Origin of the sequence: Lactobacillus jensenii DSM 20557 (assembly GCF_001436455.1) — a bacterium.
GTDB lineage: Bacteria > Bacillota > Bacilli > Lactobacillales > Lactobacillaceae > Lactobacillus > Lactobacillus jensenii.
The window spans coordinates 18,335-32,081 of sequence record NZ_AYYU01000017.1 but is presented as its reverse complement, the minus strand read 5'-3'; the positions used below and the strand labels follow the sequence as shown (position 1 = coordinate 32,081).

The window sequence follows — 13,747 nt, the reverse complement described above, 5'->3', positions numbered from 1 at the left end:
GAATCGACTAAAAACTTTTTTTATTTTTTCTCAAAAATATAGATCTAAAATACTTAAAAAGCCTTGAGTATCAGCGAAACTCAAGGCTTTTTCTATTCAAAATTATCTTTTTTGTAGTTTCTATAAATTGCAATTACTAAAACCATTAATGCACAACCGATTGCTACATAAGCCATCTCTCCCACACTTAATGCATTTCGTACACTAATATTTTGATCTTGTGCATACTGAGTAATTAAAAAATCCATCACTTTAGGTGTTATGACAAAACTAACTAATGATACAATTCCACCAACTAGTGAAGCGCGTCTTGAATATGGTTCTTTAAAGAAATTGGATAAGACACAAATAGCTGGAGCAACCATTAACAAAAAAATCCACAAAATAATCATTAAACCAGCAGGATCATTCATAAATTGAGAAGTATTTGAAGCATAACGATACGTTCCCCAAAAAGAACCACCTGTCACAGTATTCAATAAACTTAGAATATATGAACCTTGTTGTCCATATTTTCCTGTGTTTGATAACATCCCTTGAATTGTTTGCAGACCATCTTGAGTTCCGGCGCTAGTAAAATCTACACTAACTACTTTTCTCATATAGGTAGCTAAAAACATTAAAACACTTGCACCCATCTGCAAACTCTTTAACATACTTAGCTGTCTTGAAGCTTTCAAACGAAATTCAATACTTAAGACGCGGTTAGGGTGATGACTATGTCCAATAATATAAATTCCAATTGCTGTAATTAACAAAATAAGAATTGTACCTAAATACCATCTAGTAAATAAAGTAATTATCAGAGCAACAACAATTGCTACAGAAATATAAGGACGATCAGTCCAAATATTCCAAAAATTTAGTTTGTATTTTTGTCCATAAACTTTTTCTCTTTGATATTCTTCTCTAGTAATTTTCTCGCTCATCAAATCACCCTTTCTTTTGAAATATGCTAGCACAAAATTCAAGGGATAAGTACTAATTTAGCTCTTTCTTCATTTATTTATAAAATAGTAGTGTTAAACTTGAAATAAAACACTTTAAGGAGCTAAATCATGTCAAAATATACTTCAGGTTTGTCTAAAAACTGGCATCTTTCATTCTATACCCTGTGGCTGGGCTGCTTCATCACTGGAATGGGATATTCAATGACTATGCCTTTTATTTCATTATTTATTTCAGATTTAGGTAATTACAACAAATTAGAAATCAACCTCTACTCTGGTTTAGCATTTGCTATGACTTTTATAGCTCAAGCAATTGTTTCACCCTTTTGGGGAAGTTTAGCTGACCAAAAGGGGCGCAAGTTAATGTGTATGCGTGCCAGTGGTGTAATGGCATTTTAACTATTTCTTTAACTGGACTAGCTCCTAATGCAATTTATATTGTTATTATGCGCTTTATTCAGGGGGCTTTTTCTGGTTATATCAACAATGCGACTGCACTGATGGCCGGTGAAACACCACACGAAAAAAGTGGCTGGGTTATGAGTCAGATGATGACTGCTGGGACTGCCGGTAACTTAGTTGGACCATTACTTGGCGGAGCACTTTCAAGCTTTTTTGGAAATTTACTAGGTGGTGCTTGGGGCTATCGTATTCCATTTTTCATTACAGGTTTATTAATGTTCTTGGTCTTTTTAGGAACTACTTTCTTTACCAAAGAAAACTTCACTCCTGTTTCTCGGGAAAAAATGAAGCCAATGAAAGAAATCATGGCTTCTTTACCAAGTATTCAGTTAATTGTGGCAATGTTCATTACAACGATGCTAGTACAATCAGCCACAATGTCAATTGATCCAATTGTTTCATTATATGTTAAGTCAATGATGCCTGGCAGTAAAAATGTCGCCCTAATTGCCGGAATTGTGGCGGCAACGCCAGGCCTGGGAACAATGATTGCTGCTTCAAAGATTGGCCATAAAATGGACGAAATTGGACCATTGAAGGTATTGCGGCTAGGCTTAATTATTGGCGCCATCTTATTTGCACCCATGGCAGTTACTAACTCGCCTTGGGTCTTAGCAGCTTTACGCTTTTTACTTGGAATTGCGAGTGCTGCAATGATGCCAGCTGCTCAAACCGTCTTAACTTTGAATACTCCAAGTGAAAGCTTTGGTAGAATCTTCAGTTATAACCAGTCCTTCCAAGCTATCGGCGCGGTCTTAGGATCACTTTTAGGTTCTGGAATTTCTGGTTTTGCTAATTATGAAGCAGTTTTTTGGGTAACAGGCTTTACCTTACTGCTTAACTTCTTAATAATTCTAATTTTTGCTAGCAAGAAAAACACACCCCGCTAAGAGGTGTGTTTATTTTTTAGTAAGAAAAGACTATCAATTAGTAAAATTATCCCGCAAAAACTAAAAATCCATAAACTAGCTAAAGTGTTAAATAATAAACCAAAGATAGCAAAAGAAATTGGAGATAACAAACTAACTAAACTGCTCATAGTTGAACCAACTCGTCCTTGGTAGTCCTCTGCCACTTGAGTTCTTAAATACATTGCAAAGGGAAGATTCGACATTGTTAAAATACCGCCAATTAAAAACATCCCCAAGCCCAAAATAAATGTTATCAGATAGATGTTCTCTACCAGCTCAATAAAAGCAAAAATAGCAAAAATTATAGATAACACTACGCCATTTCTTCCAGTAAATCCTAAATAAGCTCCATTTAAGTTAAGCTTACTAAGAAATAAACTAGCTACTAGCATCCCCATTGCTAAACAACTTGTAGTCATTCCATATAATTCAGATCCTAATTTTAGCTGTTTCACCATAATTACTGGTAGCCCCACTTCAATTGAGCCTAAGGAGAAATTAGCAAATACCGCAAAAAGTAATAGGTCTAACAAGTTCTTATCTTGTCTAATATAATTGATACCAGCTTTAAATGATTCTTTTATTGAAGATAAGTGACTACTTTGGCGCTGCTCAACCAGATAAAAATCAATCATACTAATTAATAGTAGCGAAACCACTTCTCCAATTAATTCAATGATAGTCACCCAATTAAGCTCTAGCCAGCTAAAAACTACCCCACCTAAAATTGGAGCTAAAATTGCCGTCCCTGCTGTAACAACTTGTTCATAGCCAATTAATTTTTGACAATATTCTTCAGCAACAAATGACTTAGTTGAAGCCTTATAGCTTGTTTCCTGAAAACAATCGGCTAAAGATAAACCAATTACTGCTAAAGCAATTAATAAAATTTGCTCATTCAAACTTAGTAATTCAATTAAACTTAGAAAAATCACATCTAAAACAATACTTACTAGTTGCGCTCCAATAGCAATTTTCTTGTGATGATATTTATCTACTGTGTAACCAACTAATGGTGTAAATAAAAGCTTAATTACGGGATTTATTAACAAAATTGTTGAAAACACTAAGCTTGACCCAGTTTTTTGTAAAGTATAAAGGCTCAGGCAAAAAGAAAAAATTGAACTAGCTAAATTACCCATTCCTAAACTTGAAACAGCTAATAGGAGTTGCTTTTTAGATTGTTTGGCCATTTTGACTCCTCCTTATATCTTTATTTGCATTAAAACAAAATCAATTCTTAGCTTTTTCTGCTTTTTGCATATATGATAAAAACAAGGAGAAAAAAATGAACTTTACTTTTAAGAAACTACGAAAGATGCAAAACATCACCTTAAGCCAAGCTGCTAATAACATCTGCTCAGTCTCAATGCTCTCACGCTGGGAAAATGGCCAAGGCAAGATGGATTTTGAAAAGGTAGTTGAATTACTTGAGAGAATTAATCTAACGCCAGCCGAATTTTTAGCATTATCAGGGTTAAATCAACCAGATGACCTTTCTCAAGATTTAGAAAAAGCCTGGCTAACAAAAGATCAAGCTAAACTACAACAATTAACTACCACTGCCCTAGCAAAATTTCAAACTAGCCAAAAGCTCATTGACTTAAACTATGCTGCTATTTGCGCCAGCTTATACTACAACTTAAGCCGTAAAAATCTTTTGTCGATTTCTAATCAGAATCTGTTAAACAAAGAACTCTCACATTTGTCAGTTTGGGGACAAGAAAACCTTTCACTTTTTCGAACAATTATTAACGTTCTTAGCCCTCGCATCATTTACCAAGTAAGTTATCAAGTAATTGAATATTTAGATTTTATTCAAGCTGCTGGACACGACACTTTTTATTTTGCAATTACTACTTTATTTGAAGCTGCCATTGCTCTTTTTAAGGCTAATAACTTTAAGTACGCTCAAAAAATCTTGGATAAATTAAACACCTTAACTTTTAAAGAACGCGATATGCAGCTCATTATTGGTCGCCACTTCTTAAATCAACTAGCTGAATATCATAATCAACCTAACGAGCAAAAGATCATCAAAACTATTTCCTTCCTAAGAGAAATTGGCGCTAATCATCTAGCCCATTATTTTTTAACCATCTTCAACCAAATTAAATAAAGAAAAAAATGCCCTATCGACTAGATAGAGCATTTTTATTTGAATGTATTCTCGCTTATCCTTTATCTGCACCTGCAGTAATTCCGTTAACATAGAATCTCTGCATGAAGATAAACAAAATAGTAATAGGAATTGCTATGATAACACAACCAGCGATAAATTGAGCAAAGTAAGTAGTTGAGGCACCTTTACTGTTGTGAACCATATTGTATAAACCATAGGCAATGGTATAAGTCTTGGCATTTCCTGAAGTAGAAAGAATGATACCTGAGAAAATGAAGTCAACCCAAGGACCAATAAAGGCAGTTAAGGCAGTGTAAACAATCATTGGTTTAGATAATGGTAAACCAATGTTCCAGAATACTTGCCACTTAGTTGCACCATCAATTTCGGCAGCTTCATCAATTGCCCGCGGAATTGTATCAAAGAAACCTTTGGCAACATAAAAACCTAATCCTGATCCACCAACATAAACTAAGAGCAAACCACCAAGGTTTAACATGTTAAGACCTTTTAAGATGTAGTATAGGGCAATCATAGCCATAAAGCCGGGGAACATCCCCAAAACTAAGGCAATTTGTAAAAATGGTTTTCTTAATTTGAAACGTAAGCGTGATAAAACATAAGCAACTGAAATTGTAATAAAGGTAGAAATAATTGCGGAAGCAATTGAAATTATTAAAGTATTGATAATCCAGTTACCAAATGGATATTGTGGGTTAGTAAAAATCCCAATGTAATTTTGCAAAGTGAATTTTTCTGGCCAAAAAGTTGAAACAAAGCCGGTATCATTATAAGAAAAACTAGCTAAGACAATCCAAACAATTGGTAAAATCCAAAGGATAGATAAAATCGTTAATAATGCATACCGGAAGATCAATGAAAGTCTTCTTTGTGCTGCGTATGATTTCATTTTTAACCCTCCTTAAATGCATTAGTACGACGATATGCGATTAATGATACAGTCGCACTCAAAATAAAGATTAAGATACCCAAGACAGCTGAAGCGTTGTATCTTTGTTCTTGTCCAAAGGTTAAGTTATATAACCAAGTTACCAAAAGGTCAGTTGAACCGGCACCGTTGTAGTTGTTATTCATTGGTGCACCACCAGTTAACAAGTAAATTACGTTGAAGTTGTTGATGTTACCAATAAATTGTTGAATCAATGATGGAGCCATTACAAATAAAATTTGAGGGAATGTAATTGATTTAAAGATTTGAATGGCATTAGCACCATCAATTTTGGCAGCTTCAACTTGATCTTGTGGCAAGTTTTGGATAATAGCAGTTGAAACCAGCATTGAAACTGGAATCCCAATCCACATGTTAACGAAGATAACGGTAATTCTTGCTACCCAGGGAGCGGCTTGATTATCAATAAAGTGAATTGGACTAGAAATTAAGTGCAAGTTCATCAAAATTGCATTAAATGCACCTTGATAGTCTAAAAATTGGGCCATCATTAATAATGATACGAATTGAGGAACTGCCCATACTAATACAAAAATAGTTCTCCAAAAGCCTTTATGCTTGATACCTTTAGATTCAATTAACAAAGCAAGTAAAACACCAAAGAAGAAAGTTGTGGCAGTAGCAGCTACAGCCCAAATCAAGGTCCAACCAAGAACTGGGAAGAATGTTCCTGCTAAATCCCCACTTAAAACATTGCCAAACGCCTTAAAGCCAGTCCATGAAAAACCAATTGAGTGTTGACGATCATAGTTGGTAAAAGCCATCGATATCATAAAGACCGTTGGCAAAATCGTAAAGAGAAAAATCCCTAAAACTGGAATTGTCATCAAGGTAGTATGCAAACGTTCATCAAATAAGTTTGCAAGTTCTTCTTTATTAGTCAAAATATGTTCATGATCACGTTCTAAGACGTAATTCTTTCTAACACTCTTAAGATTAACAATATAAAGCCAAATAAAGCCAATTACTACCATTAAAGCTAATAATCCAAACAACAAAATTAAAACTGAACTGTCAGGTTGCTTAGTAACATAAACTCCTTGACTAGCATCATAAATAACTTGTTTTTTCTTAATTAGTCCTAAATTTGACAAAGCTTTGATTGAGCTAAAACCAGTTAAACAAATCCAAGCAAAGAAGACGATTTCACTAAGTAGTAAAGAAAGCCCTTTAGCCCATTGACCATGCTTCAAGGCATTTAGACCCATAATGAAAAATGAACATTTGGTTATAGCATCTCCTTTAGACCACACTTCTTTATAGGTAGCTTTTGGAGGTAGATGATTTTTTCTCTTAAACATAGCTTTCTCCTTTTGAAGTAAAAAATGGCTGTTAACCCATCTTCTCACTTAGCAATTACTATTTCTTTTCAATCTTTTTAGCTAACTTATCAAGTTGAGCCTTGTATTGTGCTGGCTTAATCTTGCCATCGTAAGCACCACTGATTAATGGAGCAGAACCATCCCAGAAGGTAGCCATTTGTGCCATCTTAGGCATCAAGACACTGTTACCTGACTTAGCCATTTCAATTACAGCTTCAGCAACATTATCATTCTTAATATCGCTTGAGTTGATAGCAGCCTTCAATACAGGAATTTGACCAGCCTTGTCGTGATCAATTAATTGAGCTTTCTTGTTAGTAATGAATGCAGCAAGTTGAGCACTAGCTTTTGCATTAGCAGTGTGTGAGTTAATAGCAAAGCCTTCAATACCTAAGAATGCTTCCATTTGTACTTTCTTACCACCAACAGTAATAGTTGGGTATTTAGCAACTGCAAAGTTCTTACCTAAAATCTTCTTAATGTTTGCAGCGTTCCAAGGGCCATCTAAAATAGCAGCAGCTTTACCCTTCTTTAATTGGTTCAAAGCGTTAGAAGTTTGCATAACATTCTTGTTCTTCTTTTGTTCAGCAAACCAAGTTAAGGCGTTAACACCTTCTTGTGAGTTAAAAGTTGAACCCTTTAAATCTTCACCATTGTCACCAAATAACTTAGTGCCGGCACTGAAGAATACAGGCCACATTACATATGCATTAGTAAAGTCGGTTGCAACAACACCCTTGCTAGTTAAAGTATCCCAATCTTGAACATCACTTGCTGACAATTTACTCTTGTTGTAATAAATAGTTTGAGCTTGTTGTGCGTAAGGATATGCATAAACCTTGCCATTCCAAGCAACACCCTTGTAAGCTTCATCAATATAGTTGGTCTTGATGTTCTTAGTATCAGTTGGTGAAAGCGGGTTAATGTAACCTGCTTCTGCCATTTGACCTAATTGGTCATTTGGTACTTCAAAGACATCAGCAGCTTTGCTTGGGTCTTTACCTACATCAGTCTTAGCATTAGCTGATCCATTTGGACTTTGAGTAACCCGAACTTTAATCCCCTTGTGAGTCTTTTCAAAGTCTTTAGCAATCGTCTTGTAGTATGGTACTTGTTCAGTATCAACCCATAAAGTTAATTGATTTTTATTATTACTACTTGTTGATGAACTCTTATTGCTTGAGCAAGCTGATAATGTACCAACCATTGCTAAAGCTGCTGTAGCAAGAGCTAACTTTTTCCAAATTTTCATATTCATTTCCTCCTGTCCATTAACAAGTTACCTGACAAGCAAAAGCTTCAAATGGCTTCAAAGTAATGTCTTGTAAGGTAGTTCTTGCTGGATAATTACTAATTAAAGCGTTCTGGATTTTGTATTCTGATGTGAAAGTGGCTTCTTCCTTAGTTAAATTACATACCACTAACCATTTTTCATCACCCAAAACTCTTTCATAGGCAAAGATATTGTCACTAGTTGCAACTGCTTTAAAGTCGCCATCAACTAGCATTGGATAGTTGTGACGCATTTTTATCAATTGCTGGTAAGTGTAAAAAATTGAATTTTTATCTGCTAGACAAGCCTTTACATTAATTTCTCGATAATTAGGATTTAGATGTAGCCAAGGTTTCCCAGTAGTAAATCCAGCATTAGCTGTATCATCCCATTGCATTGGCGTTCTAGCATTATCACGCCCTTTAGCATTAATTGAACGTAATAATTCTTCTTTACTCTTACCTTTCTCTAATCCGGCAAAATACATATTGCGACTTTCAATATCGTTAACATCATCAATTGATTCAACCGGACAGTTAGTCATACCAATTTCTTCACCATTGAAAATATATGGCGTTCCCTTTAACAAATGAAGCATAATTGCAAACATCTTGGCTGCTTCAACGCGATATTTACCATCATCGCCGAAGCGAGAAATTACTCTGGGAATGTCATGGTTTTCCCAGAATAAGCTGTTCCAAGCTAAATTTTCTTGCCATTTAGTTAAAATAGCCTTTAATTCAGCTAAGTCAGGCTTTTTTAAGTCCCACTTACTTGCACCTACTTGATCTAAACTATTGGCTTCAAATTGAAAGACCATTGATAACTCGTGACGCTTAGGGTCAATATACTTTTTAGCATCTGCTAAACTAGCACTCCAAGTTTCACCAACAGTTAAGAAATCTTTCTTACCAAAAGTTTCACGATTCATTTCTTGTAGATACTCATGTAAGTGTGGCCCGTTGGCTGTAATTTCTTGGTCTGGTTCTTTACCAATACATTCAATTACATCCATTCGGAAACCAGCGATTCCCTTATCAATCCAAAAATTCATCATGTCATAAATCTTTTGTCGGAGTTTTGGATTTTTCCAGTTTAAATCTGGTTGTTTCTTAGCAAATAAGTGTAAGTAATATTGCTTAGTTGCTTCATCATATTGCCAAGCACTACCTGAAAAAGCTGAAGTTAACTTATTCGGCTTATCTCGCCAAACATAAAAATCGCGGTACGGGTTTTCACGACTTTTACGTGATTCAATAAACCATTTATGCTCATCAGATGTGTGATTTACTACCAAATCCATGACAATCCGAATGTGATGCTGGCGAGCTTTTTGGATTAACTTATCTAAATCAGCCATTGTACCAAACTGCTCATCAATCGCTTCATAGTCTGCAATATCATATCCATTGTCGGCGCCAGGGGATTTATAAATTGGGCAGAGCCAAATTGCATCTACACCCAATTTTTCTAAATAGTCTAAGCGGCTAATGATTCCTTTCAAATCTCCTATCCCATCACCATTACTATCTTGAAATGACTTAGGATAAATTTGATAAACAACCGCATTTTTCCACCATGGTGTCATTTTCGCAGCACCTCCTTCAAGCGCTTACATTAATTGGTAAAAATTGCTTTCTTAGTTTCACTATCAAAGAAGTGACCCTTGTTAACATCAAAACCAACGGTTACTTCTTGACCTGGTGAATGGAAGTCTCTGGCATTCACAATTCCGACAAACTCAGTTCCATCGACATTTAAATAAAGTTGACTAGTTGCTCCTAAAAGTTCCGAAACAACAACTTTAGCCTTAACTGCACTCTTAGGCCAAGTTTCAAGAAAGGCCCCTTCTGAATGAATATCTTCTGGACGAATTCCGAAAATAATTTTCTTACCATTGTAGCCAGCTTGTTCAAGTTGCTTTGCGCGACCTTCTGGCACTTCTAAGACTAGTCCCTTATTATCACTAATCTTGCCATCTTGATAAGTAACTTCAAAGAAGTTCATCTGTGGCGAACCAATAAAGCCGGCAACAAATTGGTTAACTGGGTGATTATAAACTTCTTGTGGAGTACCAATTTGCTGAATTTTACCATCACACATAATGACGATGCGGTCAGCCAAAGTCATCGCTTCAGTTTGGTCGTGCGTTACGTAAATTGTTGTTGTCTTTAAGTTTTGATGGAGCTTAGCAATTTCTGCTCTCATTGACACTCTAAGTTTTGCATCGAGGTTACTTAAAGGTTCATCCATCAAAAAGATTGGCGCATCCCGTACGATAGCACGTCCTAAAGCAACACGCTGACGCTGCCCACCTGATAAAGCTGCTGGCTTTCTATCAAGTAAGTGCGCTAAGCCTAGGACTTCTGCAGCACTTTTGACTTTTTTATCGATTTCTTCTTTTGAATAATGGCGCAACTTCAAGCCAAAAGCCATATTGTCATAGACACTCATATGGGGATATAAGGCATAGTTTTGGAAAACCATCGCAATGTTACGATCCTTTGGTGCAACATCGTTCATGACTTTGCCACCAATTTCCAAGGTGCCCTTACTGATATCTTCAAGGCCGGCAATCATTCTTAAAGTCGTTGATTTCCCACAACCAGAAGGCCCAACAAAAACAATAAATTCTTGATTCTTGATATGTAAGTCAAAGTCTGTTACTGAATAATTTTCTGCATCAGGATATTTTTTATAGATATGGTTTAAATTGATTTCAACCATTTGCATTAACCTACTTTCTTACTTTTAAATGTTGCCACAATTTTTGTCAGGTCTAATTGACTAGTATCGCTAACAACTAAATCTGCTTGACCTAAAACCTGGCTATCACCAATTCCTACTGCAAATTGCTTAGCTGCTTTAATTGCTGCTACACCACTTGCTGCATCTTCAAAGCTAATTACTTCATCAGCTTCAAGGTCTAGTAAAGCTTGCGCTTTTTGGTAAATTTCAGGATTCGGCTTACCATGACTTAAAGTTTTAGGATCAACAACTGCATCAAACTCTTTTAACAATCCTAATTGCTTTAAAATAGTAGGTGCATTCATTGAAGCTGAAGCAATTGCCATCTTTAAACCATTAGTTTTGGCTTGCTCTAGCAATTCTGAAATTCCAGGTAAAATATCAGCTTGGGTCATCTTTTTAATTGCTTGTTGATAAGCCATATTCTTTTTAGCTGCTAAAGCTTCTTTTTCTGCTAATGAATATTTATTTTCTTGGTGGCCATACCGCAAAATTAATTCAAGCGAATCCATTCTTGCTAGTCCACGCAACTCATCGCTGGCTTTAGCTGGTAACTTAATTCCTAGCTCTTCAGCTAAGGCATTCCAAGCAGCCAAGTGATAACGAGCTGAATCAGTGATTACGCCATCTAGGTCAAAAATTAAGCCTTTAAGCATTTTTCTTGCCCCTCTTCTAGCAAAACTTCTTGGTCATAAACCTTAACTTTGAGACTTGGACCAGAAATTAGTCTTAATTTAATTTCATCGCTAACATTAACTTCTAATAAGCGTCCGCGATAGTTCATCTTAAAGCTATATCCTTGCCACTGACTTGGAACAAATGGCTTAAAACATAACTCGTCATTGTAGTAGCGCATCCCAGCAAAACCTTGTACAATTGCTAGCCAGCTCCCTGACATTGATGTGATATGTAAGCCATCACTAGTATCATTGTTGTAGTTATCTAGGTCTAATCTGGCAGTTCTTTGATAAAGCTCAACTGCCTTATCTTGTTTACCAAGTTCTGCCGCTAAAATTGCGTGAATACATGCACTGAGTGAACTTTCATGAACTGTTAGTGGTTCGTAGAAGTCAAAGTTCTTTTCTTTTTGTTCTTTTGTGAAGTGATTATTCAAGAAATAAATTCCTTGCAAAACATCGGCTTGTTTAATAAATGGTGAACGTAAAATCTTATCCCATGACCAATGCTGGTTAATTGGACGTTCACTTGCAGGAATCGTACTTACTGGTCGGATGTCCTTATCAAGAAAAGTATCATGTTGAACAAAAATGCCTAATTCTTTATCTTCTGGGAAGTACATATTGTCAACAATATCTTGCCAGTGAGCCTTTTCTTCGTCACTTACTGCTAAACGCTTCAATGCCTCTAGTTTTGCCTTAGGCAATCTTTCAAGGGTGTAGGATAAAAGCCAAGCAGCCATTTGGTTAGTGAACCAGTTATTATTAACGTTATTTTCATATTCATTTGGTCCAGTAACGCCATGAATCATGTACTTGTGCTTGCGCTTTGAAAAATGTACCCGATCAGCCCAAAATCTAGCAGTTCCAACTAAGACGTCCATCCCTTCATCTTGAACGTAACTTTCGTCTCCCGTATATTCGGTGTACTGATAAATCGCAAATGGAATATCGGCATTACGGTGAATTTCTTCAAAAGTGATTTCCCATTCGTTGTGACATTCTATCCCGTTGAAAGTTACCATTGGGAAGAGTGCACCCTTTAAGCCTTGTTGCTTAGCATTGTGATAGGCACCTGGAAGTTGCTTATGACGATATTCAAGTAAGGCATGCGTTACTTCTTTGGGAGCAACTGCTAAATACATTGGAATAATATAAGCTTCTGTATCCCAATAAGTAGCACCACCATACTTTTCACCGGTAAAGCCCTTAGGGCCAATATTGAGTCGAGCATCTTGCCCATAATAAGTCATGAATAATTGGAAAATATTAAAGCGAATACCTTGTTGCGCTTCGTCTGAGCCTTTAATTTGGACATCACTCTTTTCCCAGCGCTTTTGCCAAATTGCTTCATGTTCAGCTAAGTTTTCTGAAAATGTGTGCTCACAAAGCTCATGCATTAATAAATCTGCTCGCTCTGCTTGTTCATCTGGAGCCACATCACGACTAGTAATGACAATTACATCTTTTTCAAGTTCATATTTTTCACCAGCATCAAGCATAGTTGTAACTTTTTCTGCTAAATAGCCTGCTTTAGTTTCAACTTCGCCATGAACCTTTTCACCATTTACTCGTAAGCTTTGCTTAAGCAAAACTGTAAATTGCGGAACTTGGAAAGGATTTTCTTTAGTAATTAATTGGATGCACTTTTCCTTTTCATCTTCAAGTATTGGCTTCCAGAAATGTTCTTCATAGTTGCTATCTTCATTAACAACGTTGCCATCTAAAGTACTAATGAATTCAAGCTTTGCACTACCCTTTAATACTTGTGCTTTAACCTTAATTAAAGCTGCTTCTTGAATCTTATTACTTAAAAAACGTTCAAAAGTAAACTTGATATTACTTTTGCCATGGTAAATATAACTTCTAGTAAGCAAGCCTTGATGCATATCCAAATTTTGGTAGTAGTCAGAAAAGTCACACTTTGCTAAATCAACTTTTTCTCCATCAACTAAAATTTGAATTCCGATAAAGCTAGGAGCGTTAAGACTTTTACCAAAGTATTCTGGATAACCATTTTTCCACCAGCCAACTCTAGTTTTATCTGGGAACCAAACCCCAGCTAGATAGGTGCCAGATAGGCTATCTCCACTATAACCTTCTTCAAAATTTCCACGCATCCCCATGTAGTCATTTCCAATAGAAGTAATGCTTTCAGCTAGACGCATATCTTCTTTTGGAAAATTGTGACTAGTAATATTCCAGGGATTAATTTCAAAAATTCTCTTCATCATTCTCCACCACTTTCTGGTGATTTATTTTAACTAACTATATTATGTGTTATTTGTAAGCGCTTTACAATAGCTTGAAGC

General features: G+C 36.0%; 10 protein-coding genes and 1 pseudogene. 2 read left to right on the top strand and 9 right to left on the bottom strand.

Annotated elements, in window-relative coordinates; translation table 11 throughout:
* Positions 1 to 92 precede the first annotated feature (92 nt).
* Positions 93 to 929, bottom strand: coding sequence for a hypothetical protein (locus FC45_RS05530; protein ID WP_006588143.1), 837 nt, complete (start codon positions 927 to 929; stop codon positions 93 to 95).
* A 129-nt stretch (positions 930 to 1,058) separates the two neighbouring features.
* Between FC45_RS05530 and FC45_RS05525 the strand changes: the two are divergent.
* Positions 1,059 to 2,302 (top strand): annotated as a pseudogene (locus tag FC45_RS05525) (MFS transporter).
* Here the strand turns inward: FC45_RS05525 and FC45_RS05520 are convergent.
* On the bottom strand, positions 2,299 to 3,516 hold the full coding sequence (locus FC45_RS05520; protein ID WP_006588145.1) for an MFS transporter: 1,218 nt from the start codon (positions 3,514 to 3,516) through the stop codon (positions 2,299 to 2,301). The pseudogene FC45_RS05525 and the gene FC45_RS05520 overlap by 4 nt on opposite strands.
* Before the next feature lie 95 nt (positions 3,517 to 3,611).
* Between FC45_RS05520 and FC45_RS05515 the strand changes: the two genes are divergently transcribed.
* Positions 3,612 to 4,442: a helix-turn-helix domain-containing protein gene (locus FC45_RS05515; RefSeq protein ID WP_006585317.1), complete on the top strand. Its 831-nt coding sequence runs from the start codon at positions 3,612 to 3,614 to the stop codon at positions 4,440 to 4,442.
* Between the two features lie 55 nt (positions 4,443 to 4,497).
* Here the strand turns inward: FC45_RS05515 and FC45_RS05510 are convergent, their stop codons facing one another.
* From FC45_RS05510 to FC45_RS05480, 7 genes are read right to left on the bottom strand one after another with little or no spacing between them, the layout of a single operon-like run.
* Complete coding sequence (locus FC45_RS05510; RefSeq protein WP_006585318.1) at positions 4,498 to 5,355, bottom strand: sugar ABC transporter permease; 858 nt, start codon at positions 5,353 to 5,355, stop codon at positions 4,498 to 4,500.
* A 2-nt stretch (positions 5,356 to 5,357) separates the two neighbouring features.
* Complete coding sequence (locus tag FC45_RS05505; RefSeq protein ID WP_006585319.1) at positions 5,358 to 6,716, bottom strand: carbohydrate ABC transporter permease; 1,359 nt, start codon at positions 6,714 to 6,716, stop codon at positions 5,358 to 5,360.
* 58 nt (positions 6,717 to 6,774) lie between these two features.
* Positions 6,775 to 7,989 (bottom strand): extracellular solute-binding protein, encoded by a 1,215-nt coding sequence (locus FC45_RS05500; RefSeq protein WP_057706444.1) that lies wholly within the window; start codon positions 7,987 to 7,989, stop codon positions 6,775 to 6,777.
* Positions 7,990 to 8,008: 19 nt separating this feature from the next.
* On the bottom strand, positions 8,009 to 9,598 hold the full coding sequence (locus tag FC45_RS05495; protein WP_006585321.1) for a glycoside hydrolase family 13 protein: 1,590 nt from the start codon (positions 9,596 to 9,598) through the stop codon (positions 8,009 to 8,011).
* Positions 9,599 to 9,627: 29 nt separating this feature from the next.
* Entirely contained in the window at positions 9,628 to 10,737 is a 1,110-nt protein-coding gene (locus tag FC45_RS05490; protein ID WP_006588811.1) for an ABC transporter ATP-binding protein, read from the bottom strand.
* Between the two features lie 5 nt (positions 10,738 to 10,742).
* Positions 10,743 to 11,414, bottom strand: a complete 672-nt coding sequence (gene pgmB / locus FC45_RS05485; protein ID WP_006588148.1) for a beta-phosphoglucomutase — start codon at positions 11,412 to 11,414, stop codon at positions 10,743 to 10,745.
* Complete coding sequence (locus FC45_RS05480) at positions 11,399 to 13,666, bottom strand: glycoside hydrolase family 65 protein (protein ID WP_006588149.1); 2,268 nt, start codon at positions 13,664 to 13,666, stop codon at positions 11,399 to 11,401. Before FC45_RS05480 ends, pgmB begins: the two co-directional genes overlap by 16 nt.
* Between the last annotated feature and the right edge of the window lie 81 nt (positions 13,667 to 13,747).